The organism is Dyadobacter fermentans DSM 18053 (assembly GCF_000023125.1).
In the GTDB taxonomy this organism is placed as follows: domain Bacteria; phylum Bacteroidota; class Bacteroidia; order Cytophagales; family Spirosomataceae; genus Dyadobacter; species Dyadobacter fermentans.
In genome coordinates, this window is sequence record NC_013037.1 from 4923596 (window position 1) to 4948028 (window position 24433).

General features: G+C 51.4%; 18 protein-coding genes. 3 read left to right on the forward strand and 15 right to left on the reverse strand.

The window, feature by feature from the left end:
- Nucleotides 1-88 precede the first annotated feature (88 nt).
- Nucleotides 89-2986, forward strand: a complete 2898-nt coding sequence (gcvP, locus tag DFER_RS20295; protein ID WP_015813524.1) for an aminomethyl-transferring glycine dehydrogenase — start codon at nucleotides 89-91, stop codon at nucleotides 2984-2986.
- Between the two features lie 90 nt (nucleotides 2987-3076).
- On the opposite strand, the gene DFER_RS20300 is transcribed toward gcvP, so the two are convergent.
- The 15 genes from DFER_RS20300 to DFER_RS20370 form a co-directional block, all read right to left on the reverse strand.
- Nucleotides 3077-3595, reverse strand: a complete 519-nt coding sequence (locus DFER_RS20300; protein ID WP_015813525.1) for an NADH-quinone oxidoreductase subunit J family protein — start codon at nucleotides 3593-3595, stop codon at nucleotides 3077-3079.
- 33 nt (nucleotides 3596-3628) lie between these two features.
- Nucleotides 3629-4222: a NuoI/complex I 23 kDa subunit family protein gene (locus DFER_RS20305; protein ID WP_015813526.1), complete on the reverse strand. Its 594-nt coding sequence runs from the start codon at nucleotides 4220-4222 to the stop codon at nucleotides 3629-3631.
- An 18-nt stretch (nucleotides 4223-4240) separates the two neighbouring features.
- Entirely contained in the window at nucleotides 4241-5320 is a 1080-nt protein-coding gene (nuoH, locus tag DFER_RS20310; protein WP_015813527.1) for an NADH-quinone oxidoreductase subunit NuoH, read from the reverse strand.
- A gap of 42 nt (nucleotides 5321-5362) precedes the next feature.
- Complete coding sequence (locus tag DFER_RS20315; RefSeq protein WP_015813528.1) at nucleotides 5363-6478, reverse strand: NADH-quinone oxidoreductase subunit G; 1116 nt, start codon at nucleotides 6476-6478, stop codon at nucleotides 5363-5365.
- A gap of 30 nt (nucleotides 6479-6508) precedes the next feature.
- Nucleotides 6509-7849: an NADH-quinone oxidoreductase subunit NuoF gene (gene nuoF, locus DFER_RS20320; protein WP_015813529.1), complete on the reverse strand. Its 1341-nt coding sequence runs from the start codon at nucleotides 7847-7849 to the stop codon at nucleotides 6509-6511.
- Nucleotides 7850-7879: 30 nt separating this feature from the next.
- Entirely contained in the window at nucleotides 7880-8377 is a 498-nt protein-coding gene (gene nuoE / locus DFER_RS20325; protein WP_015813530.1) for an NADH-quinone oxidoreductase subunit NuoE, read from the reverse strand.
- Nucleotides 8378-8401: 24 nt separating this feature from the next.
- Nucleotides 8402-9628 carry an NADH dehydrogenase (quinone) subunit D gene (gene nuoD, locus DFER_RS20330; RefSeq protein WP_015813531.1) on the reverse strand — a complete coding sequence of 409 codons (1227 nt, stop codon included), beginning with the start codon at nucleotides 9626-9628 and terminating at the stop codon, nucleotides 8402-8404.
- 18 nt (nucleotides 9629-9646) lie between these two features.
- The gene (locus DFER_RS20335) at nucleotides 9647-10147 is read right to left on the reverse strand and encodes an NADH-quinone oxidoreductase subunit C (RefSeq protein ID WP_015813532.1); all 501 of its coding nucleotides are present in this window, start codon (nucleotides 10145-10147) and stop codon (nucleotides 9647-9649) included.
- A 6-nt stretch (nucleotides 10148-10153) separates the two neighbouring features.
- Nucleotides 10154-10696 carry an NADH-quinone oxidoreductase subunit B gene (locus tag DFER_RS20340; RefSeq protein WP_015813533.1) on the reverse strand — a complete coding sequence of 181 codons (543 nt, stop codon included), beginning with the start codon at nucleotides 10694-10696 and terminating at the stop codon, nucleotides 10154-10156.
- 27 nt (nucleotides 10697-10723) lie between these two features.
- Nucleotides 10724-11098 carry an NADH-quinone oxidoreductase subunit A gene (locus DFER_RS20345; protein WP_015813534.1) on the reverse strand — a complete coding sequence of 125 codons (375 nt, stop codon included), beginning with the start codon at nucleotides 11096-11098 and terminating at the stop codon, nucleotides 10724-10726.
- 186 nt (nucleotides 11099-11284) lie between these two features.
- Complete coding sequence (locus DFER_RS20350; protein WP_015813535.1) at nucleotides 11285-13447, reverse strand: T9SS type A sorting domain-containing protein; 2163 nt, start codon at nucleotides 13445-13447, stop codon at nucleotides 11285-11287.
- A gap of 209 nt (nucleotides 13448-13656) precedes the next feature.
- Nucleotides 13657-16863, reverse strand: a complete 3207-nt coding sequence (locus DFER_RS20355; RefSeq protein WP_015813536.1) for a T9SS type A sorting domain-containing protein — start codon at nucleotides 16861-16863, stop codon at nucleotides 13657-13659.
- Nucleotides 16864-16960: 97 nt separating this feature from the next.
- Nucleotides 16961-17968, reverse strand: coding sequence for a GTPase ObgE (gene obgE, locus DFER_RS20360; RefSeq protein ID WP_015813537.1), 1008 nt, complete (start codon nucleotides 17966-17968; stop codon nucleotides 16961-16963).
- A 25-nt stretch (nucleotides 17969-17993) separates the two neighbouring features.
- A complete protein-coding gene (locus DFER_RS20365) occupies nucleotides 17994-18566 on the reverse strand; it encodes an adenylate kinase (RefSeq protein WP_015813538.1) in 573 nt (190 codons plus the stop codon).
- A 156-nt stretch (nucleotides 18567-18722) separates the two neighbouring features.
- Nucleotides 18723-19556, reverse strand: a complete 834-nt coding sequence (locus tag DFER_RS20370; RefSeq protein ID WP_229206066.1) for a T9SS type A sorting domain-containing protein — start codon at nucleotides 19554-19556, stop codon at nucleotides 18723-18725.
- Between the two features lie 170 nt (nucleotides 19557-19726).
- Here DFER_RS20370 and DFER_RS20375 point away from each other — a divergent pair, with 170 nt between their 5' ends.
- Entirely contained in the window at nucleotides 19727-21565 is a 1839-nt protein-coding gene (locus DFER_RS20375) for a sensor histidine kinase (RefSeq protein ID WP_015813540.1), read from the forward strand.
- A gap of 77 nt (nucleotides 21566-21642) precedes the next feature.
- Nucleotides 21643-24285, forward strand: a complete 2643-nt coding sequence (locus DFER_RS20380; protein ID WP_015813541.1) for a valine--tRNA ligase — start codon at nucleotides 21643-21645, stop codon at nucleotides 24283-24285.
- The last annotated feature ends 148 nt before the right edge of the window (nucleotides 24286-24433 follow it).

Sequence of the window (24433 nt, forward strand, 5' to 3'; positions counted from 1 at the left end):
TAGCCATCAATCTCTGAAAGATTTGATTGGATTTGCTTACTTTTGTATTTTAAAATCACCTAATAGCGGCATTCTCAGCCTAAGTTGAATGAAAGTTAATCTTCGAAACCAGGACAAGTTTGAAAACCGTCACCACGGTAAAGATGAACAGGAATTGCAGGAAATGTTGAAGACCATCGGGGCCGGGTCAGTGGATGAACTGATTGACCAGACTCTGCCTTCTGCGATTCGTCTACCAAAACCGTTGAATTTGCCGAGGCCCAAATCGGAGCAGGAATTTTTACAATACATTAAAAGAGTTGCTTCCAAAAACGCAGTGCTGAAATCCTATATCGGCACGGGCTACTACGATACCATCACACCGAACGTCATTCTGAGGAATATCCTCGAAAACCCGGCCTGGTATACAGCATATACACCTTACCAGGCTGAAATCGCACAGGGCCGCCTTGAAATGCTCCTGAACTTCCAAACGGTGGTAACCGACCTCACTGGAATGGAGATCGCGAATGCATCGTTGCTCGACGAAGCGACTGCCGCGGCTGAGGCAATGACCATGCTTTATGCATTGAAAGGTGCTTCTAGAAAGAAAGCGAACACCTTTTTCGTGTCGGAACTTTGCCACCCGCAAACGATCGACCTGATCTACACCCGCGCGAAGCCGATCGGCATCGATGTGGTGGTGGGTAACCACGCGACGGTGGATCTGACCGACGAAACCATTTACGCCGCGCTTGTTCAGTACCCTGCTACCAATGGTGAGGTGATCGATTATACCGATTTTATCGCGTCTGCGCACGAGCTGGGTGTTACAGTGGCCGTCGCGGCAGATCTGCTTGCATTAACGCTCCTGAAATCGCCGGGCGAAATGGGCGCCGATGTGGTGATCGGTTCTTCGCAACGCTTTGGCGTGCCGATGGGCTATGGCGGTCCGCATGCTGCTTACTTCGCGACGAAAGATGCTTACAAGCGCCAGATCCCGGGCCGCATTATCGGGGTTTCGGTGGATGGCGAGGGCAACCGGGCATTGCGCATGGCATTGCAGACGCGGGAGCAGCACATCCGCCGCGAAAAAGCTACTTCCAACATTTGTACTGCACAAGTATTGCTGGCAGTTATCGCCGGTGCCTATTCAGTATACCACGGTCCTGAGGGCATTAAGGGCATCGCGGCACGCGTGCATGGCCTTACCCGCCTGTTTGTGGATACGGTGAAGAAATTCAATTATGAGGTTACTACCGAAAATTATTTCGATACGGTAACGGTCAAGACGCCACTGACGCGCAAACTGCGTGAGCAGGCCTTGAAATACGGCATTAACCTTTGCTACCACGGCGACGAAAGCCTTTCGGTTTCTTTTGATGAGGCTAAGACTTTCGACGATGTGATCGCATTGCTGAATGTATTTGCGGAAGTTTCAGGCTTCCAGGGCGAGATGGTGATCGAGGAAGAGCTGGATTTCTCGCTGCCTGAAAATCTGGTGAGAACGTCGGAATACCTGACACACCCCGTTTTCAACACGCATCACACCGAGCACGAAATGCTCCGCTATCTGAAATCATTGGAAAACAAAGACCTTTCTTTGGTACATTCCATGATCTCGCTGGGTAGCTGCACTATGAAGCTGAATGCCACTGCCGAAATGATCCCGCTTACATGGCCGGAATTTGGCGCGATCCACCCGTTTGCGCCTACGAACCAGGTGGGCGGCTATGCGCAGCTGGTGAGTGAATTGAATACCTGGCTTTGTGAAATCACTGGTTTTGCAGCGATGTCCTTCCAGCCAAACTCGGGTGCGCAAGGCGAATATGCAGGCTTGATGGCTATTCGCGCTTACCACGAGAGCCGCGGCGATGCACACCGTAACGTGGCTTTGATCCCGTCGTCGGCACACGGAACCAACCCTGCATCCGCTGTAATGGCCGGTATGAAAGTGGTGGTAACGAAATGCGACGAGCGCGGTAATATCGACGTGGAAGACCTGCGTGCGAAAGCGGAGCAACATGCCAATGACCTGTCGTGTTTGATGGTAACTTACCCTTCCACGCACGGCGTTTACGAAGAAAGCATTATCGAGATCTGCGAAATGATCCATTCATTTGGCGGACAAGTTTATATGGATGGCGCGAACATGAATGCGCAGGTAGGCCTTACGAGCCCCGCCAGCATTGGTGCCGACGTTTGCCACCTCAATTTGCACAAAACATTCTGTATCCCTCACGGCGGCGGCGGCCCGGGCGTAGGTCCGATCGGCGTGGCCGAGCATCTGATGCCGTTCCTGCCAGGACACGTCAATTTCAGCACACAGCCGGAATATTTGCCAAACGGACAAGCCGGAGCGGTTTCCGCGGCACCTTACGGCAGCGCGAGCATTCTCACGATTTCTTACGCGTACATCGCGATGATGGGCGGCGAAGGATTGACCAATGCAACGAAATACGCGATCCTGAATGCGAACTACATCAAAGAACGCCTGAACGGCCACTACGAAGTGCTTTATACCGGCGCAAATGGCCGCTGTGCGCATGAAATGATCGTTGACTGCCGTGGCTTCAAAGCCGCCGGCGTAGAAGCGGAGGATTTGGCAAAACGCCTTATGGACTATGGCTTCCACGCACCAACGCTCTCATTCCCGGTGGCAGGCACATTGATGATTGAACCGACCGAATCCGAATCGAAAGCGGAACTGGATCGTTTCTGCGACGCAATGATCGCCATCCGCAACGAAATCCGCGAAGTGGAAGAGGGCATTGCCGACCGTAATGATAACGTTTTGAAGAATGCGCCGCATACTTCCCGCGTGTTGCTCAGCGAAAACTGGACGCGCTCTTACAGCCGGGAAAAAGCCGCATTCCCGCTGCCATACCTGCGATTCAACAAGTTCTGGCCAAGCGTAAGCCGCGTAGACAGCGCTTACGGGGACCGCAACCTGATCTGTTCTTGCATCCCGGTGGAAGCTTACGCGGAAGCAGAAGAAGCGAACTAAGGCGCAATTTTAAGCGTAAAAAATAGGGCGGCTCTCACAGTGAGGGCCGCCCTTATACTTTGGCTCAATATTATTTGAAATGAATGCGCATTAAAAATGCCGCTCGCCGATCTCTCTTTTACCTAATAATACTGCCCCCACCATCGCCACAAGCAACAGGATAGATGCCAATTCAAATGGCAACAGATAATCCCGGAAAAGCATATGGCCCAGGCTCTCGATCATACCGATCTGTGAATCGTAAGTCTGCGGATTGAATGGCTCGATAGCCGTTTTGCGGTAAGCGCCGAAAAGGATCACGAACACCGTCCCGCCGACGATTGTGGCGGCTATTTTGGTGAGATTCGTTTTAGACTCCTCCTGGTCCTGCTTCATATTCAAAAACATGATCACGAAGAGGAAAAGTACCATAATCGCTCCTGCGTACACGATGATATTTACCGCCGCCAGAAACTGCGCATTCAGCAGGATGTAGTGCCCTGAGAGCGTAAAGAACGTCAGGATCAGGTACAGCACGCTGTGAATGGGGTTACGCGATACCACCACCATCACTGCGCTGAGGATGGTGAGGAAGGATAGAAAGTAAAAAAATGAAACTGCTGAATTCATAATGTTAGTAACTGCTGACAGTCTTGGTTTACCTCAGGGAATAGCTCGTGGAACAACGTTGGTAACTTCGCCGCTCGCTCTTTTGGCATCCAGCGCGCGCGCTTCTTCCTTCGTCCAGGCTTCGCGGGTGTAGCGGTTATTCATATCTTCCACGAGGAGGTCTTTGCCCCAGATTACCTGGTCGCGTTCGGTGAATACCGGTACAAACTCGTCGTGGCGCAGGTAAACGGCCTGTTTCGGGCAGGCTTCCTCGCAAAGGCCGCAGAAAATGCAGCGCAGCATGTTCACTTCGTATACCGCCGCATATTTTTCTTCGCGATACAGGTTCTCTTCCCCTTTCACGCGCTCGGCTGCCACCATTGAAATCGCTTCGGCTGGGCATGCTACCGCGCACAGACCGCAGGCTGTACAACGTTCACGGCCTTCTGCGTCTCTTTTCAAAATATGTCTTCCACGGAAAACCGGACCGAGGTACCGTTTTACTTCCGGGTATTGGATCGTTACTTTCTTCGAAAAAAAGTGCTTGATGGTAATCGCCAGACCTGTTGCAATAGCAGGCAGGTAGGCGCGCTCCGCCAGCGTCATTTCTTTATTGCTTACTTGCTTTGAGCGATTTGTCAATTGCATGGCAATGCGATTTTAATATTAATTCAACCACGCGGTGATTACGGGCTTCAAAAAAAGCACGGCTGCACCGGTGATAATGATGTTAAAAATAGCAAGAGGGATCAGCTTTTTCCAGCCCAGGTTCATCAACTGGTCGTAGCGGAAACGCGGGATCGTCCAGCGCACCCACATGTAGAAGAACACGAAGAACAATGCTTTTCCAAAGAAAACAGCTGTACCGATCAAGGTGGCGATGTTATGGCCCACCTCCGTACCGAACGATTTCACCAACTGGTCATACACGAAGTCCATTCCCGGATAGTTGTAACCACCGAAATAGAGCACGGAAATGATCGCCGAGGAAATGAACATGTTGATATATTCGGCAAACAGGTAGAAACCGAGCTTCATACTGCCGTATTCCGTGTGGTAACCCCCTACGAGCTCCGTTTCACATTCGGGCAGGTCGAAAGGCACGCGGTTACATTCCGCAAATGAGCAGGTGATGAAAATGATGAAACCCAGCGGCTGGTAGAAGATATTCCAGTTCATACCGTGCTGCTGCGCTACGATTTCGCCCAGTGAAAGCGAGCTGCTCATCATCAAAATCGCGATGAGCGAAAGGCCCATGGCTACCTCGTAGCTGATGTTCTGAGAAGCCGCGCGGATCGCTCCGAGCAGCGAAAATTTGTTGTTAGAAGCCCAGCCACCGACCATAATACCGTACACACCCAGCGCCACAACGCCGAAAACGTACAAAATACCAATGTTCGATTCCACGCCCTGCAATGCCACTTCATGGCCGTTAATGCGGAATGTGCTGCCGAATGGGATTACCGCACTTGCCAGCAACGCCGTAAGCATTGCCAAGCTGGGACCGGCGATAAAGAGCCATTTGTTGGCTAATGCGGGAATAAAGTCCTCTTTAAAGAACATTTTACCGGCATCGGCAAGCGGCTGCAACAATCCGCCCCAACCGGCACGGTTAGGGCCGCTGCGGTCCTGAATGAAACCTGCCACTTTACGTTCGGCCCATGTGGAGTACATCGCGATCACCAGCGTGAGCCCGAAGACAGCGACGATGGTTGCGGTTTTAACCAAAAATTCTACTAATGTCATTGGAAAGCAATTTTATCCGGCTGCTTTGACTACTGATTTCTCTTAATTGTTGTTGGCCGCCAGCGAACGGTGGTTGGCCTTATCGTTATTCTCGATGCTTTGGTGACGGATCGTTTCCTCGTCGGTCACATACGGGCGCGAGTCGTCGATCTGTTTGAACTGCGTTGCTGCCAGTTTCAATGCGAAATCGGGTTTGGCTACCAGGTCTTTGCGGTATTTGTTGGCGGAAATCACCGAGCTGCGTTTCACTTTGGTAGGACCTTCCAAAACCCAGTCGCTGGTGTTTTTCTTCTCAAAACGGCAGGTATTGCAAATGAAGTCGGTCACCTCACCCCAGGTATTCTTGCGGGCAGTCACGCGGATTACTTCATCACCACGGTACCACAAAGTCGTTTTACCGCAGCATTTGTCGCAATCGCGGTGTGCGTCTTCGGGCTTGGTGAACCATACGCGGTTTTTGAAGCGGAATGTCTTGTCGGTCAATGCACCTACCGGGCACACGTCGATCACGTTTCCGGAGAAGTCGTTATCGATCGCTTTTTCGATGTAAGTGCTGATTTCCGAAGCATCCCCGCGGTTCATTACGCCGTGAACACGCTTGTTGGTGATCTGGTCGGCAGTGTACACGCAGCGGTAGCAGAGAATGCAGCGCGTCATGTGCAGCTGCACGTACGGGCCGATATCGATTTTATCAAAAGTCCTTCTTTCTTCCTCGTAGCGCGTTTTCACCGAACCGTGCTCAAATGCAAAATCCTGCAAATGGCATTCACCGGCCTGGTCGCAGATAGGGCAGTCGAGCGGGTGATTGATCAGCAGGAATTCTACAATGCTCTTGCGGGTATCGAGTACCGCTTCGTTGGTGGTGTTTTCAACCACCATTCCATCCTGAACCTGTGTAATGCAGGAAGGAACGAGTTTCGGCATCGGGCGGGGGTCTTTGGCTGAGCCTGCGGTAACTTTCACCAAACAAGCGCGGCATTTACCTCCGGAAGCGGTAAGCGGTTTATAGTAGCACATCGCCGGCGGAACGAGGTGTCCCTGGCTGTCATCTGCCTCGGCGATTTTGCGCGCCGCCTGCATGATGGTTGTGCCCGGTTCTACTTCGACCTCGATGCCATCGAATGTAATTTTCAATAATTGGGGTTTAACTTCTTCCATGTCCAGTCAAGTACAATGTTCTGAGATCTATTACACCAGGGCCATTTCACCCATGTAAACCGCGCCCGGAGCCGTAGCTTCCTGCGGGTTGGTGATATGCCACACAAATTCGTCGCGGAAATGGCGGATCGCGCTGGCTACGGGCCAGGCTGCGGCGTCGCCGAGCGGACAAATGGTGTTACCTTCTATTTTCTTTGAAATATCTACGAGCAAATCGATGTCGTGCATGCTGCCGTGACCGTGCTCGATGCGGTGAAGCACTTTCTCCATCCAGCCGGTCCCTTCGCGGCACGGGCTGCATTGTCCGCAGGATTCGTGGTGGTAAAAACGCGAGAAATTCCAGGTATTTCGAACGATACAGGCCGTTTCGTCAAAAACGATAAAACCGCCTGAACCGAGCATGGTACCTGTCGCAAAACCACCGTCCGAAAGCGATTCGTACGTCATCAGACGATCTTCGCCGGCAGCCGTTTTCATAATGAGGTTTGCAGGAAGAATGGGTACGGATGATCCACCTGCTACCAATGCTTTCAAATGGTGCCCTTTACGGATACCACCGCAATATTCATCCGAATTCAAAAACTCTTCTACACTTACACCCAGCTCGATTTCGTAAACACCCGGCTTCTGAATGTGGCCTGACGCCGAAATCAATTTCGTACCGGTACTTCTACCGATGCCGATTTGTGCATAAGCATCGCCGCCATTGTTGATAATCCACGGCATATTGGAGATCGACTCCACGTTGTTCACCACGGTAGGGCTTTGGTAAAGTCCTTTCACCGCAGGGAATGGCGGCTTGTTACGCGGGTTACCTCTTTTTCCTTCCAGCGATTCGAGCAATGCGGTTTCTTCGCCACAAATGTAAGCGCCGCCGCCCGGCTGCACGACCAGTTCAAGGTCGTAGCCCGAGCCGAGGATATTTTTGCCTAAAAAACCTTGCGCTTTTGCCTCTGCAATGGCTTTTTCCAGAATGCGGATCACGTACATGAGCTCGCCGCGCACGTAGATGAACGACTTGTTGGCACCTAATGCAAAGCTTGAAATGATCATACCCTCTATCAACAAGTGAGGAATGCATTTCATCAGATGGTGGTCCTTGAACGTACCCGGCTCCGATTCATCGGCATTACACACGAGGTAGCGGGGAACGCCCTCGGGCTTGGCCAGGAAGCCCCATTTCATTCCCATCGGGAAACCCGCTCCACCTCTGCCACGCACGCCGGATTTTTTCGCTTCTTCCACCACCTCTTCCGGGGTCATGGTTTTGATAGCCTTTTCAACGGCAGTATAGCCTCCCTGTTTGCGATAAACATCGAAGGTTTCGATACCGGGGACATTGATATGCTCCGTTAAAATTTTTCTAGCCATTTGAGGATAATATTTTCAGCTCCTAAGAGCTTATTTACTTAAATCTTCTATGATTTGGTCGACCTTCTCGTTGGTCAGGTTCATGTAGAACTGCTCGCGGATCTGGAAAACCGGCCCCCAGCCGCATGCGGCGAGGCATTCTACTTCTTTCAATGTAAACTTGCCGTCGGCGGTGGTTTCACCGGCTTCGATGCCCAGTTTTTTCTTCAAATGCCCGTAGACATCTTCACCGCCCATAAGGCAGCAAGGGCCTGTACGGCAATATTCGATCACGTGTTTGCCCACCGGGTCGAGGTGGTACATGGTGTAAAAGGTCGCTACCTCGTAAACCTCCACGGGTTCTATATTTAAAATTCCCGCTACATAATCCATCACTTCGCTGCTTAGCCAGCCCCATTGTTCCTGGGCCACGTGCAAAACAGGCAAAAGAGCCGATTTTTGGCGGCCCTCCGGATAACGTGCGATAATCTCTTTTACTGTTTCAAGTCGTTCGGGTGTGAACGCAACCAGATTAGGTGATTCGGTCATTTCTAAATAGGTCTTTAACAAACTTTAAGCGTCCAGTTCACCTGCAATTACGTTCAGGCTACTCATCGTCAGGATCGCATCCGACAGTGATGAGCCTTTGCACATTTCAGGATATGCCTGATAATAGATAAAGCTTGGCCTGCGGAAATGCAGACGGTACGGAGCCCTGCCGCCATCGCTGATCAGGTAAAAGCCCAGCTCGCCGTTTCCTCCTTCCACAGCATGGTATACTTCGCCAGCCGGTGCGTCGATCTCGCCCATTACGATTTTGAAATGGTAAATGAGCGCTTCCATGCTTTTATAAACCTCGTTTTTAGGAGGAAGGTAAAACTCGGGGGCATCGGCATAATAAGGGCCCTCGGGCAGGTTATTGATCGCCTGCTCCACAATTTTAAGGCTTTGCCACATTTCTTCATTACGGACCATATAGCGGTCGAACGTATCGCCCGACTGCCCGATAGGCACTTCGAAATCGAAATCCTCGTAAGAAGAATAGGGGTTCATCACACGTACGTCGTAGTCCACACCCGCAGCGCGCAGGTTAGGGCCGGTGAAGCCGTAGGATAATGCTCTTTCTGCTGAAATGGGACCCACATTAATGGTGCGGTCCATGAATATCCGGTTGCGGTTGAGGAGCTTTTCGAGCTCGCGCAGCACAGCCGGGAATGATTTGATAAAGTCGTTGATCTTGCGGATAGCCGCGCTTGACAGGTCGCGTTCCATTCCGCCTACGCGGCCCATGTTGGTGGTAAGGCGCGCTCCGCAAACTTCCTCGTAAATCTCGTAAACCTCCTCGCGCTTCTGCATTACATAGAGGAAGCCGGTAAATGCGCCGGTATCCACACCGAGGATACTGTTACAAATGATGTGATCGGTAATGCGGGCGAGCTCCATCATGATCACGCGGATGTACTGCGCTCTCTTTGGTACTTCGATGCCCAGCAGCTTCTCGACCGTCATATGCCATCCCATGTTGTTGATCGGGGACGAGCAATAATTCATGCGGTCGGTAAGCGTCGTGATCTGGTAAAATGGCCTTCTTTCGGCGATTTTCTCAAATGCACGGTGGATATAACCGATGGTCTGCTCACCCGAAACGATCTTTTCGCCGTCCATTTTGAGGACATTCTGGAAAATACCGTGGGTAGCAGGGTGTGTCGGGCCGAGGTTGAGGGTGGTCAGTTCTTCTACGAGTTCGGGTAACTCGCTGTTAGAAGGGACATTATGCGGTAATAATTCAATATCTGCCATATTCTTACTCAATATAGATCATCGGCCGAAAAGGGCGTCAATTTTATCTTCGCGGGTAGCGTCCTCCATCGGGTATTCTTTGCGCATCGGGAAATAATCCATTTCCTCGATGTTCAGAATGCGCCTCAGGTTGGGGTGCCCGTCAAACAAGATACCAAAAAAATCGTACGTTTCCCGCTCCATCCAGTTGGCGCTGGCAAACAGGCCTGTTGCCGTCGGAATGTGGATATCTGCGGCGGAAAGTGCCACTTTAATGCGGATGCGGAAGTTGTGCACAAAGCTGTGCATATGGTAGACCACCACGTATTCCTTGCCTGCATTGTCGGGATATTGAACGCCCGTAATGTCGGTCAGGAATATTACCTGGTAATGTTTGTGGTCTTTCAGGAACTCCATCAATGGAATAATCTCTTCGCGGGTTGTCGAGAGTGTCAACAAACCGTACGGCTCCTCGAAGTCGAAAACCTGATCGCCGAATTTTTCCAAAAGCCCTTCGGCTACCTCCTGGTTCGTAAGCATAGGGGGTTACTGAATATTATATGATGCCAATAGTTCCTGGTATTCGTCGGTATTACGGCGGCGAAGTTTCTCATTCTGAGCCAGATACTGGATCTGCATGAGGCCGTCGATGATCTGCTCCGGACGTGGCGGGCAGCCGGGTACGTATACATCCACAGGGATAATGCGGTCGATACCCTGCAAAACGCTGTAAGTGTCGAAAATACCACCGCTGGAAGCGCAGGCACCTACGGCCATTACCCAGCGAGGCTCAGCCATTTGGAGATAAACCTGCTTCACAACAGGCGCCATTTTCTTGGCGATCGTCCCCATCACCATCAGCAAATCTGCCTGACGCGGCGAAAAGCTCGGACGTTCGGAACCGAAACGCGAAATATCGTAATGCGCGCCCATGGTTGCCATGAACTCGATCCCGCAGCATGAAGTAGCAAATGGCAATGGCCAGAGTGAGTAACTACGTGCCAGACCGATCGCTTCGTCGAATGAAGTTGCAAAAAAACCAGATCCGCTATGTCCTTGCGGAGCCTCCACTATCTTTACTTCTTTCATAATTCTTTGTATTTCAATGTTCGAAGCCTATTCTTCCCAGTTCAGTACGCCCTTGCGAATCACGTAATAGAAACCAGACAAAAGAAGTGCCATGAACAACAACATTTCTATAAACCCGAACATTCCCAGGCCTTTGAAATTCACAGCCCAGGGATACATGAAGATCACTTCGACGTCGAACAATACGAACAGGATCGCTACCAGGAAGTACTTCACAGAAATGGGCGTCCGGGCATCACCAACCGATTCGATACCACATTCGAAGGGATCGTCTTTCTTTTTGCTTCTGCGGCTCGGGCCGATCAGGTGAGTGACGATCATCGTGCCGCCGATGAAGCCGGCAGCGAGCAGAAATTGCACAATAATGGGCAAATAATCCGAAGGGAGATATTCGTTTTTCATTATATATGATCCGGTTACAGAGGGTCAGGAAAGCGGAAAAACTGTTGCCAGTAGGTTACATTCCTCCCCGTCTCTCAAAATTAGGCTTTGCAAATTTATCAATCAAATTCTTTCGTCTAATTAGTATCATACTAAATAAGCCCCGTTGTAGCGGGGCTTATTTAGTACTAAAATCAGAAATAATGTTTACTTGATCACAATTTGCTTGGTAAGGCTCTGTCCCTGACCGGTTACGCGAAGAATGTACTTGCCAGTCGGCAAAAGGCCCACATCGATCTGCATCCGGCTGTTGAGCAGGGCAGGAGGTGTGGTTTTGATGAGGTTGCCGCGGATGTCGAAAAGCTCCACTGCCGCGTCCCTGATATTATCCCGCGATTCGATGTAAATGTAGGTGCCCTGGCTTGGGTTGGGGTAAATCACCACCTCATTTTGTTCGTTGGTTTTGAATTCGCGTGACGCGGTGTCGGAGTAGCAAACCAGGCTATTGTTGCCGATCGTGTAAGTGACTTTTGCCTTAACCGAATACTCTCCCGATTTCAGGATTTTGATGAGCGTTGCAGTGGTATCGCTTTCCGTGCCCGGCCGTCTCCACACAAAACTTTCATTCACCTGAGTGCCTTCGGGAATGCTGGCCGACACGCTGAAAGGTCCTGACGGCTCGATCGTCGGCTTGGTAATGGCTGCACGGACGGTGAGTGTGGACGCGGTAGAGTTTTCGGAAATACAACCGAAAATGTTCTGTGCTCTCACGTAATAGTTTCCGCTTTCAGCGATTTGAGCTGTTACGCCGCTAGCTATCGGTGTTGTGCTGCCTTGTTTGTACCAGTCATAAATGTTACCGCCATCGTTCACCGAGAATTGGAACGACGAATCGGCGCACGCCTGCTGCTCGCCTTGCTGGATAATGCTTGGTTGCGTCGGTTTCGCGTCGTGATCGAGGACTACCACCGAAGTAAGGATGGAGTTGCCAGCCGCATCACGCACGGTGGCGCGGTATGTATCGGCTTTGCTCACTGTAATGGTACTGCTTTTGGGCGTGCTGATCGGATTATCTTCTCTGGTGCTTTTCCACTCGTAGGAGGCATATCCGGCCGGCAACGAAAGTCGCACGGCATTGTTTTCAGTCACGCAGGAGGCAGTGATAGCCGGTACGGCAGCCGGAGCGACAGGCGTAACGCGCGAGAAGAAGTCGGCGTCGAGACTCTGGTTCCAGGCATTGGCGAGAATGCGCAGCTGGTCTTCGCCTTCGAAGTGCAGGCCGTCTTTGCGATCCGGCACGAGCGGATCGGTTTCCGGACCTGCGTATGTCGGGTTAAATGGCGTACTAAGGACCGCATTCTGCGCGGCGATAATTCCGGGATATGGCTTCGGATCAACCTTGTCGTCTCCAGAAGAAAGGCTGGTGCGGGCGATTACCCAATAGATCCTTTTTTGGGTATCGATGCTCAGCTGGTCGATGATTTTTTGCAAACTCGTGCGGTAAAGCGCGGAAGGAGTACCGAAGAAGCCGTCCGTTTCGCCCTGCATCCAAAGTACCGCACGTAAGCCATACTGGTTGCCATAGTTACGGGCCGAGATGCGAAGGTTGGCATACGGCATGCCGGTGTTGTATTTATATCCGTAATAGCTGACGGTCCTTTGTCCTGAAGCGCTCTCAGCCCAGTTGGTAACCGAAGTGCCTTCCCATGCAGCATTGATAAACAGCACGGGCACATTCAGTTTCGAAACCAGCAAGTCGCCCAACGCTCCCCAGCACCAGGCTGTCTGGCCGCGGGGGGACATGGTTTTAATATCACTAGTGATTTTGGAGAATGTCGGGGGAACGGGGTCTGTAAGCAAGTCATTGTAACGGCCGTCGGGGTCATTTTCGTAGTTGTCGATATACAGCACACGGTCGTCGTTGGCTCCCGGAGGGGTTGGCTTGCCTTTAAGGCCCTGCGCATTCGACTGACCTGCGATAAGGAAAACTTCACCGATACCCACGCGGGCCAGCACGTCGCGGCCGACCACCTTTCCGTCGGCAATGCCGCGTACTTCCAGCGTGTACCATCCACCGTATAATGTGATCGTTCCCATGAACACGCCACCTTTCGGCGCAACCTGCAAATCTTGCCACGGCGTTTCCACGCCCTGCCCCTGCACAACAGGAACCGCCCTGATCTCGATCTTATCCATCAGAGCCGTGAATGTACCGGAAACGGTAAGCTCTCGCTGTCCCGAAATATCACGCTGATATACGGCCTGGAAAGTTGGGGAGGTAATTTTAATCTGGGAAAATACTGTCGACGAAACGAGACATACCAACAGCAATGCCTTTGCCACTACCGGAAGAATAATTCTATAACGCATTGGAAACTCTGATACAGGTAAAGTTTTTTCGGCTAAAACGAAGTTTGATGTGGTAACGTGTTCACTTACAAAACGGTCACAAATGTAAGGGATTATTTTGGCTATAATATCACTATTCCGGGTTTTTTGCTTGAGCGCACGCTGGCGATAAACCAAAGGCATTTCTTTGGCCCCATATAATACCCGGAAAGGTTCTTTACGCCTGCTTTTTACCGTACGATCACCAGTTTCTGCGTCGCATTCAGCGTGGTTGAATTGATGCGGATGAAATAGATCCCGCTCGAAAGTCCCATGATGTTAAAGAAATGCTGACGGTCGAATTTCGCCACCCGATAGGTCCGGTGAATGATACCGCGACTATCGATGATCTGAACTTCCGCATTGAACACATCAGCCAGCGTTTCAACCGTTACCCTCTCGGCAGAGGCGGGATTGGGGTATGCTACAAAGCCCGGATTCTCAGTGTCGAGATAGAACTGGAACGGCTCGGAGAATTCGGACGCGCAAGTGAGCGTAGGACTATAAACGATGGTGTTGTTCACCACATATTTACCCGCACGGACGGCCTTCAACGTTGCACTGTTTTCAGTCAATTCCACATCATTATACTTCCACACATGGTCTCCTGTATTGAGGTTATTCTCTGCGAAAAGTGTGTAAACCCCGGTTTTCTTAATATTCGGAGCTGTCGGTGAAGGTTTTACCTCAATGGCGATCCGGGCCGAATATGGAGAATAGCAACCTTGGTCATCGACGATCCGCGCGGCATAGTCGCCGGTTTGGAATACTTCAATGCTATCGCCTTCGAGGCCGTTGCTCCAAAAGAATGAATTGCCATTGGACGCTTTCAGATAAATGGTGTCGCCATCGCAGAAAGTAGTTGCCTCACGCGCCGTTACGCTGGGCGACGGCGGCAATGCGAGGGTTTGGGTGGAAATCTCATTGCTGCGGTCGGAGTAGCATTGGAACTCGTTGATCGTCTGTACCGAGTAGTTACCGGCGGCAGTTACTTTCAATGTTTGGGTGGAAGCTCCGTTGCTCCACAGGAAGCCGGCGGCTGTGGTCGAAGTCAGGTTCACACTCAGGTCGGCGCAGAATGTCGTTGGCCCGTCGGCGGTAATTGCGGGTGTTGGCGGAAGCGGGTTTGCTACTACCTGCACCACGGGCGATACAGGCGAAACACAGCCATTGGCATCTTTGGCCGAAATAGTAAAATTGCCGGAAGTACGAATTTCGATTTCCCGCTCGGTTGAACCATTGCTCCATTGGTAGGAATAGGCCTCGCTGCTGCGGAGCGTCGTGTAATCGCGGTCGCAGAATGTCGTCGGGCGCAGCGATGTGACCGTAGGTGTTGCGGGCAACGGGTTTACTTTCACAGCCACTTCGTCGGATTTGGATTCACATCCGTTGGCATCGCGCTGCGTGAGCGAGAAGGTGCCTGTGGCGGTTACTGAAATCGTTTTGGTGGTGGCAGTCGTGCTCCAGATGTTGCCTGAGTCGTAGCTGGATGTCATCGTCACGTTGCCGCCGTCGCAGAATGTGGTTTCACCACCCAATGAAATCTGTGGTTTATCCGGTAGTGGATTCACTTTTACGCTTACCACATCCGATTCGGGAGAGTAGCAGCCTTCTTCATCGAGTGCACGTACGCGGAAATCGCCGGAGGAAACAGCGGTAATGCTTGCATTGGTCACACCGTTGGACCATACGCTTTTCTCTTTCGAATCCGAAGTGAGCGTCACTTCGCCGCCCTGGCAGAATATCAGGCCGCCAGAAGCTGTAATCTTTGGTTTGGCAGGCAATGGCGAGGTTACTACTCTCATCGCGATCTTCTCGGATTGCGCCTCGCAGCCGTAAATGTTGGTGATTTTGACGAAATATTCACCGCCCGCGGTTACAGGCAGCCGGTCGCCCGTGGCGCCGGTATTCCAGGTCGCATTTTCTCCCGAACTTGAAACGAGCGTGGCTGTATTGCCCAAACAAACCGGGTTGCTGCCGTCGATGGAAATGGTGGGCTGATTAGGCTGAATTTGTTCCGAAATGCGGATTTCGGGCGACCAGATCAGGTTGTTACGATCGTCCCTCGCTGTAACACGGTAAGTTCCGTTGCCGACTTGTACGCTGTTGGAATTTCCGCCGCTGCTCCAACTGATATCGCGCACGCCGCCATTTTCGACCGTCAAGTTCACATTGCCATTACCTGCACAGGAGGCAGAGATGCGCAGCGGCGACATGCCCGAATAGGGGTTGGACCGGGCGAAAAAATCATCGTTAAGGCGATCATACCATGCATCGGCGAGCTGAATGAGCCCATCTTTCATGAAATGGACATTGTCGCCGTCAATGCGGGGAGTTTGGATTAGGTCGGTAAGCGGTCCCTGGAAAACGTTTGGCACCTCACTGATAACTCTTCCCTGGCCGGCGATCACCTGGTTGCTGGTATTGCCCCGGATATAGGAAGTTTGAGAGACCATCCAGGAAATATCCTGGCCGGATTCATTGCGGGATGCTTCTATGACGGCTTTAAGGTCGTTGAAATACGAGTCGGTGCCCGTGCGGTTGTCGGTGTCGGCTTCGCCCTGGATCCAGAGCACGCCGCGCATGCCGGTAAGCGAAGTATAGCGGCGGATCACGTCACGCATATTACCGAATGGCATTCCTGCTGGATCGAAATAGGCGTCGGCATACACGGACTTCGGCCTGCCTCCGTTGATGCTTTCTCTCCATGCTCCTACGTGGCTTCCGTACCATGCTACATTGAAAAACAGTACCGGCACGCCGAGTTTGGAAACAAGTCTGTCTCCCAATCTTCCCCAGCACCAGGCCGTTTTGCCGCGCGGAGAGATGTTACTGTCTTTATCAAGGTGTCCGAAATTCGGATAAGGGAAATTGGAGTCGCCACTCGGAAGGTTAGCTTGATCGGGCACAGTAGAATGCGCTACAACACTTACCCGGTCGTCACCTGCGCCCTGAGCATCCCATATGTCCCCGGGATTGGGCTGGCCATCCCTGTAACCTTCGCCATTGGATTGGCCGGCGATCATAAACACCTCGCCCACACCCACGTGCTCGACGGAGTTCGTGGCAATCACCTGTCCGCCTTTGGAAGCCCGGATCTCCATTTTATACCAGCCACCCTGTACGTCGGAAATTGTGCCCGAGAAGAAACCACCCTGCGGTTTGTCTTTAACCGTTGTCCAATCCTTGTCGGAGCCACCATCGCGGGCGGAGAGTTTGACCTCAATCTTGTCGGCTATTCTGGTATAGCTTCCGGCAACGAAAATGTTCGCCTTATTGCCTTTATCACGCTGAAAAACGGCGCGATCCGATGGGAAATCGATGTTGATTTGACCGTGTGCGGAGAAGGAAAAAATACTTAATACTACCCAAAACAAAAATGGTAGATAGTGTCTCATGATGAACTGAAAATTCTTTGGAAATAATTTCTTGGACACAAAAATTGCACCGAAAGGTTGCCTCTTTCAAGAAAATATTATTGTACGTAACACAACATTACCGTACGGGAAACGGTGAATTGATAAGTTCCCATATTTTATCTTTTAATTGTTCAACTCCTTCTTGGGTTATTGCAGAAATTAAAAGCGCTGGGATGCCGTTGGGTAGATTGTCTTGCAGTGTAAGGCGCTCTTCGTCAGAAAGAACATCCATTTTGGAGATGGCGAGAATGCGGCTCTTGTCGAGTAGCTGAGGATTGTACAGGCGAAGCTCCTGTACGAGTGTCTGATATTCCGCTTCGATGTCCTCGCTCGTGGCCGGAACCAGGAACAGGAGGATCGAATTGCGTTCAATATGCCGCAGGAAACGCAAGCCAAGCCCTTTTCCCTGCGAGGCGCCTTCGATAATGCCCGGAATGTCGGCCATCACGAAAGATTTGTAGTCGCGGTAAGGGACTACACCCAGGTTGGGTACGAGGGTGGTGAAGGGATAATCGGCGATTTCCGGCTTGGCAGCTGAGACTACCGAGAGTAATGTCGATTTACCGGCATTAGGAAAGCCTACCAGCCCCACATCCGCCAGCACTTTCAGTTCGAGAATGAACCATTCTTCTTTTCCGGGCTCGCCCGGCTGTGCATATTGGGGTGTTTGGTTGGTGGCCGACTTGAAATGGTCGTTGCCCATTCCGCCCCGACCGCCGCGCAGCAGGATCATTTCCTGCCCGTCTTCGGTGATTTCGAACAGTTGTTCGCCGGTTTCGGCGTTTTTGGCGATTGTACCCAGCGGAACTTCCAGGATAATGTCCTTTCCGATCGCGCCCGTGCGGCGGCCGCCTTCGCCGCCTTTACCGTCGAATGCTTTGACGTGCTTGGTGTATTTCAAATGCAGCAGTGTCCAGAGCTGGGCATTGCCTTTCAGGATCACGTGGCCTCCGCGCCCGCCGTCGCCGCCGTCGGGACCGCCTTTCTCGACGTGTTTTTCACGTCTGAAGTGCATAGATCCCGCACCGCCGTTACCAGAGCGCGCATTAATTTTTACGTAGTCGATGAAGTTAGAGGAGGCCATGTGAGTATAGTGGGGAAAATGGAAATCAGGCTGCTTCGATCGCCCCGGAGATTTCTCCGAAGATCGAATCGATTTCACCTATTCCGTTGATAGCGACGAATTTACCTTGTTCCTGGTAGTAGTCGGCAACGGGTTTTGTTTTGCTGTTATATTCCTGAATGCGCTTCGCGATCAGTTCTTCGTTCTGGTCGTCGGGGCGGCCTGATGTCTTGCCGCGGTTCAGCAAGCGTGCGAGCAGTTCGTCGTCGTTTACCGACAATGCAACCATCACGGAAATGCTTTCATTATAGCTTGCCAACAGGTTGTCGAGTGCTTCGGCCTGTTTAACGGTTCTTGGAAAACCATCAAAAATGAAGCCTGCCGCGCTGCGGTGCTCTTTCAATTTGTTATCGATCATCCCGATTACCACTTCGTCCGGCACCAGAATGCCCTGGTCCATCAGCGTTTTGGCTTTCAGTCCCAGCTCCGTTCCGGCCTGAATTTCGGAGCGCAGCAGATCTCCTGTCGAAAGGTGGATCAAATTGTACTTTGCAATTATTTTTTCACTTTGGGTACCTTTCCCGGCTCCCGGAGGGCCAAACAGTATAAGATTCAGCATAGTCGCTTCAAAAATTGATGTCGGGTAGAATGGTGAATTAGCGGCAAATTTACAACTCTTACTATATGTCAGCGAAATTGTTGCATAATTTTTACAAGAAAAATCCCCTTGGTCGTGGCCGACCAAGGGGATTCGCTATCGTAAAAGTGGCTCCATTCAAGGGATAACCACCCTTTTTACCGCTCCGTCCTCATTCTGAACCACCGTTACGAACAGCGTTCCTTTTGTATTTTTCTTAAGTTCGATCTGGCCTACGTAGTCGCCTTCAAACTCGTGGATTTCCTTTTTGCCTACTTCCTTGCCTTTCGTGTCGGTAATGGTTACGGTCACATTGCCTTTTTGCGGCACACTGAAACGGAGGTTCAGCACATCGTCGGCCGGGTTGTTGGCGTAGGCTGTGAGCGACCGGATGCTGGCGGCTTTTACGTTACCATGGTTTTCCCAGGCATAGTCGAAACTCTTGCTGAAATTTCTGCCCATGTCTTCCATGTCGCGCATCATCATCTTCGCTTTGGGATGAAAGTTCCGCTCGAAGTTCTTTTCGATGGTTTTCATGTTTTCGCGGAATTTGTCCGAATCCCATTCATACTTGAAATCGCCGTCCCAATGGAACGCCATCGGCTCGCGTGGGTCACGGTGGTCGATGATCACTTTTTTGCGCTTTTTGGAGGCGATCACGCCATCAGCCCCGTCATCTACGGTGATTGAAATGGTTTGCTTTCCCTTTTTGTCGACATTCAGCGAGTCGAGCACTTTGTCGATGAACCGCTGCCTTTCGGAATCGGTCATTGCGCCCACTTCATAACTCTTTTCAATGTCGCGCACTTTGCCGTTGTCGTCCTCGCTTACCCGCACCCTGATGCTCGTTTTCTTGTCGTCGTCATCCTTTTTGGGCTTTTTGTCGGATTGCGCCTGCGCGACGGATAGGAATACCGGTGCCGCCACGAGCAGCAGCGACCATGTCAGTTTTTGAATTGAAACAGTTTTCATAAAGCAGTTTTTGTTTTGAGTCTGAATGAATTGCAAAACCATGGCTATGTTGCTTGGGGCGTTGTTAAATAATGTTAAAAACACCTTTGACCGGGGGCGAAACATTAAATTTGTTCTTGGCAAAATGTCGGGCGGAGCATCGCCTGCGTTGCATACGGGAAGCGGAAATTATGACCAAGCGGAAAATACAAATTATCGTAGGGCTGATGTGCCTCGCATTAATCGGGCTGATCGGCTTTCAATGGTACTGGATCAGGGAAGCGATCGCGATCCGGAACGACCAGTTCAATCAGAAAGTCTCGGAATCGGTACAACAGGTGGTGCACCGGTTGGAAAAGCAAGAAATGATGTACCTCCTGCAACGCCGCATCGAGGCAGAGCAGCAAAAAAGCAAGCTCGACCGCATTGCGCAGCTGCGTGAAATGCCTGTGAAACGGACCGCGCCGGTCAAGCAGAAAGCCCCCGTTCAGGAAATGGTCCCGCGCGTGCAGCCGAGGATGGAAATCGCCATTGGCCCGAACGGCGAGGAAATCCATTATCAGATCATCACCGAAGCCGTTCCAACGGACGTACTCAGCCCGAATTTCAGGGTGATGGTAGATCATCAGCAACGCATTATCGAAGAGTTTTTCCAGGCGCAGCAGTATGGAATGGCCGGGATAGACGAGTTTATGCGCCGCAGGCTGGACGATGAGCGCCGTTTGGGAAATGCAATGCGTGGTATGGCCGATACCGAAATCCGTCGGAAAGGCATCGACTCCGCGCCGAAAGATTCGGCTGCCCGGAATGCGGCGAACAGGAAAGTAGCATTACCTGACAATGCAAAAGGCAAGCAAAAGTCACGCGCAACGCTCACTTCCGCGGAACCCGACCGGGCCGAGCTGCTGAAAGAGGTAATGAAGGATTTTATTTATACCAAAAGGCCGATTGAGCAGCGTGTGAACCGCTTTTTGCTCGATACTTTGTTAAAAAAGCAGCTGATCCAGAATGGGGTGACGCTGCCGTACGAATTTGCCGTGCGCGGCGCAATACCCGGCCAGTCGCCGGATAGCCTCATCTTCTCGACCGTGAGCATGCGCCGGGGCGAATGGGAGGAAAGATCTTACAAAGCCTCGCTTTTCCCGAACGAGACATTAGGAGCTCAGAATGCATTATATGTGTTTTTCCCCGATCAGCAGCGGTACATTCTCAGCAACATGGGCGTGATGTTCGGCGGCTCCGGCGTCCTGATTATCGTAATCATGGCCTGCTTCTACATGGCCGTGACGACGATCCTGCGCCAGAAAAAGCTTTCCGACATTAAAAACGACTTTATCAATAACATGACCCACGAGTTCAAAACACCCATTTCGACCATTGCATTGGCGGCGGAAATGGCACAGGAGAATTCGGCCACACTCATGGATAATCCCAAGGGCGCGCGCCTCGACCGCTACCTGGGCATTATCCGGGAGGAAAACCGGCGCCTTGGCACGCACGTGGAGAAAGTTTTGCAAATGGCATTGCTCGACAAAGGTCATGTAAAACTCAAAATCGCTGAAACCAACATTCACGACCTGATAGGAGGGGCGCTGAACGGGCAGAGCGTGCAGATTGAGCAAAAAGAAGGGGAAGTAGAGCTCAATTTCGATGCGGAAGATGACGTGGTGGCGGCCGACGAAGTGCATATCTCCAACATTTTGAACAACCTCATCGACAATGCGATCAAATACTCGCCGGAAAAGCTGTACATCAATATCAGTACCGAAAACGAGCATGGCGGCATTTCCATCTCCATCACCGATCGGGGCATTGGCATGAGCCGCGAGCAGCAGCAGCGCGTTTTCGACACTTTCTACCGCGTGCCTACGGGTAATGTGCATGATGTGAAGGGCTTCGGGCTTGGTTTGAGTTATGTCAAAAAGATGGTGGAGGCGCACGAGGGCACCGTCCGCCTGCAAAGCAAACCGGGTGAGGGAAGCACATTTACGATCTGGCTGCCGGTCCGCAAAGAGGAGCAAATAGTTTAGAAATATCGCCCGTAACCGCTAACTTGCCGTCTTTTTAAGATGACTAACCGACAGTTACGGTAAATTTTTAGCACGCAATGATTTCCAAAACTTATGCCCCTCAGGAGATAGAGGATAAATGGTACTCCTACTGGATCGAGAACAAGTTCTTTCAGTCGAAACCCAATCCGGATAAAGAACCTTACACCATCGTGATCCCGCCGCCGAACGTCACCGGCGTGCTGCACATGGGGCATATGCTCAATAATACCATTCAGGACATCCTGATCCGTAAGGCTCGGATGGAAGGCAAAGAAGCCTGCTGGGTGCCCGGCACCGACCACGCTTCCATTGCCACCGAAGCCAAAGTGGTGGCGATGCTCAAAGAGCGCGGCATTAATAAGCGCGACCTCACGCGCGACGAATTCCTCGAATATTGCTGGGAATGGACGCACAAATACGGCGGCATTATCCTGAAACAACTTCGTAAGCTCGGCGCATCCTGCGACTGGGACCGCACGCGCTTCACAATGGAGCCGGATTTGTACGATTCGGTGATCGACGTTTTTATCGACCTCTATAATAAAGGAGAAATCTACCGCGGCCACCGCATGGTAAACTGGGACCCGCAGGCGCGCACGACGGTGTCGGACGAGGAGGTGATCATGAAGGAGGTGAACCAGAAGCTGGTGTATCTTCGGTATCCGCTTGTTGGAGAGGATGGAGAAGGGAGAATGGAGGAAGGGGTGACTATTGCAACTACCCGGCCGGAGACGATTATGGCCGACGTAGCGATTTGTGTAAACCCTGCAGACGAGCGTTACCAGCATTTGATTGGTAAAAAAGTGCTCATTCCATTGATCAATCGGGCGATTCCGATTATCGCGGATGATTATGTGGAAATGGAATTCGGAACGGGCTGTCTGAAAGTGACGCCGGCGCATGATACCAATGACTACGAGCTTGGCAAACGCCATAACCTGCCCATTATCGACCTGCTCAATGAGGATGGTACGTTAAACGACAAGGCGCAGATTCTCGTGGGCGAAGAACGTTTCGTGGCCCGGAAGAAGATCATCAAGCTCCTCGAAGAATCGGGTAACCTCGTGAAAGTGGAGGAATACCGGTCGAATGTAGGGCATTCGGAGCGGACGGACTCCGTGATCGAGCCGCGGCTTTCGGAGCAGTGGTTTTTGAGAATGGAAAAAATCAGCAAGCCGGCATTCGACAATGTGATGAACGATACCGTGCAACTGATCCCTGCGAAATTTAAAAATACCTACCGCCACTGGATGGAGAATGTGCGCGACTGGAATATCAGCCGCCAGCTGTGGTGGGGCCACCGCATTCCGGCTTACTATCTCAACGACGGCACGATGATCGTCGCGAAGTCCAAGCGCGAGGCGTTGCGGAAAGCGCAGCACGAATACCAGCTTTTTGCATTGACCGAAGAGGACATTACCCAGGACCCCGACGTGCTGGATACCTGGTTTTCATCCTGGCTCTGGCCGATTTCGGTTTTTAATGGCATTAAAGAGCCTGATAATGAGGAGGTTAACTATTATTACCCGACCAATGACCTCGTTACTGCTCCGGAAATTCTCTTCTTCTGGGTGGCGCGGATGATCATCGCGGGTTATGAATACCGCGGCCAGTACCCGTTTAAGAACGTGTACCTGACGGGTATTGTGCGCGATAAGCAAGGCCGCAAAATGTCGAAATCGCTGGGTAACTCGCCCGATCCGATCGACCTGATCGAAAAATATGGTGCGGATAGCATTCGTACCGGGATGCTTTTCAGCTCGCAGGCGGGTAACGACTTGCCTTACGACGAGAAGCTGATCGAGCAGGGACGGAATTTTGGTAATAAAATCTGGAATGCATTCCGTTTGGTAAAAGGCTGGACCGTAGACAGTGAGCTGCCGGTTCCGGAAGGTTCGAAACTGGCGGTCCAATGGTTTGAAAGTAAACTGAACCAGACATTAGCAGAAGTACAGGACCACTTCTCGAAATTCCGCATTTCGGATGCATTGAATTCGGTGTACAAGCTGATCTGGGACGATTTCTGCGCGCAGTATCTTGAAATGATCAAACCCGGCTTCGAACAACCGATCGATCTCTCGACTTACGACTCGACGCTCGATTTCTTCGATCGCCAGATGCGTTTGCTGCATCCATTCATGCCGTTTATTTCCGAGGAAATCTGGCAGAATATTATTGAAAGGGGCGAAAAGGAGTCCATTTGCATAGCGCATTTCCCGCAAGCCGCGGAATTTGATCAGTCGCTGCTGAATGATTTTGATATACTTTTTGAACTGGTTTCGTCTATCCGTAACCTGCGTAATTCGAAAGGCATCAGTCCGAAAACGGCATTGCCGCTCGCAATTCGTACCGATTCGAACGAGCGCTACAATGCATTGACGCCGCTGATCGAAAAGCTGGCGAATGTAGAAGGCATTAGTTATGTATCGGGTGAAGCGGAAGGAACCTCCTTCCGCGTGAAGTCGGACGAGTTTTTCGTGAACCTGGCCGATGAGCTGGATGTGGAAGCGGAACGCGAAAACCTCCTCCGCGAATTGGAATACACGAAAGGCTTCCTGGATTCGGTGATGAAAAAACTCTCGAATGAGCGTTTTGTAGCCAATGCAAAAGGCGATATCGTCGAAAAGGAAAGGGCCAAGCAGGCCGACGCCGAAGCGAAGATCGCGACGTTGACCGAGGCATTAGCAAGATTAAAATAAGCGTTACAACTACCGGTTTGTAAACAATATTAATACTGCATTACTCGAAGCACAGGGCTTAGCCGCCTTGTGCTTTTTTAGTATGCGTGACTACCATTTAATGTCGATCCGACATTTAAAAAGTGCAACGCGACGACCGGGTAAATAG

Bases quoted from the DNA above. Each gene is read 5' to 3' on its own strand.
- gcvP (WP_015813524.1), top strand. From the start codon at position 89: ATGAAAGTTAATCTTCGAAACCAGGACAAGTTTGAAAACCGTCACCAC.
- DFER_RS20300 (WP_015813525.1), bottom strand. From the start codon at position 3,595: ATGAATTCAGCAGTTTCATTTTTTTACTTTCTATCCTTCCTCACCATC.
- DFER_RS20305 (WP_015813526.1), bottom strand. From the start codon at position 4,222: ATGCAATTGACAAATCGCTCAAAGCAAGTAAGCAATAAAGAAATGACG.
- nuoH (WP_015813527.1), bottom strand. From the start codon at position 5,320: ATGACATTAGTAGAATTTTTGGTTAAAACCGCAACCATCGTCGCTGTC.
- DFER_RS20315 (WP_015813528.1), bottom strand. From the start codon at position 6,478: ATGGAAGAAGTTAAACCCCAATTATTGAAAATTACATTCGATGGCATC.
- nuoF (WP_015813529.1), bottom strand. From the start codon at position 7,849: ATGGCTAGAAAAATTTTAACGGAGCATATCAATGTCCCCGGTATCGAA.
- nuoE (WP_015813530.1), bottom strand. From the start codon at position 8,377: ATGACCGAATCACCTAATCTGGTTGCGTTCACACCCGAACGACTTGAA.
- nuoD (WP_015813531.1), bottom strand. From the start codon at position 9,628: ATGGCAGATATTGAATTATTACCGCATAATGTCCCTTCTAACAGCGAG.
- DFER_RS20335 (WP_015813532.1), bottom strand. From the start codon at position 10,147: ATGCTTACGAACCAGGAGGTAGCCGAAGGGCTTTTGGAAAAATTCGGC.
- DFER_RS20340 (WP_015813533.1), bottom strand. From the start codon at position 10,696: ATGAAAGAAGTAAAGATAGTGGAGGCTCCGCAAGGACATAGCGGATCT.
- DFER_RS20345 (WP_015813534.1), bottom strand. From the start codon at position 11,098: ATGAAAAACGAATATCTCCCTTCGGATTATTTGCCCATTATTGTGCAA.
- DFER_RS20350 (WP_015813535.1), bottom strand. From the start codon at position 13,447: ATGCGTTATAGAATTATTCTTCCGGTAGTGGCAAAGGCATTGCTGTTG.
- DFER_RS20355 (WP_015813536.1), bottom strand. From the start codon at position 16,863: ATGAGACACTATCTACCATTTTTGTTTTGGGTAGTATTAAGTATTTTT.
- obgE (WP_015813537.1), bottom strand. From the start codon at position 17,968: ATGGCCTCCTCTAACTTCATCGACTACGTAAAAATTAATGCGCGCTCT.
- DFER_RS20365 (WP_015813538.1), bottom strand. From the start codon at position 18,566: ATGCTGAATCTTATACTGTTTGGCCCTCCGGGAGCCGGGAAAGGTACC.
- DFER_RS20370 (WP_229206066.1), bottom strand. From the start codon at position 19,556: ATGAAAACTGTTTCAATTCAAAAACTGACATGGTCGCTGCTGCTCGTG.
- DFER_RS20375 (WP_015813540.1), top strand. From the start codon at position 19,727: ATGACCAAGCGGAAAATACAAATTATCGTAGGGCTGATGTGCCTCGCA.
- DFER_RS20380 (WP_015813541.1), top strand. From the start codon at position 21,643: ATGATTTCCAAAACTTATGCCCCTCAGGAGATAGAGGATAAATGGTAC.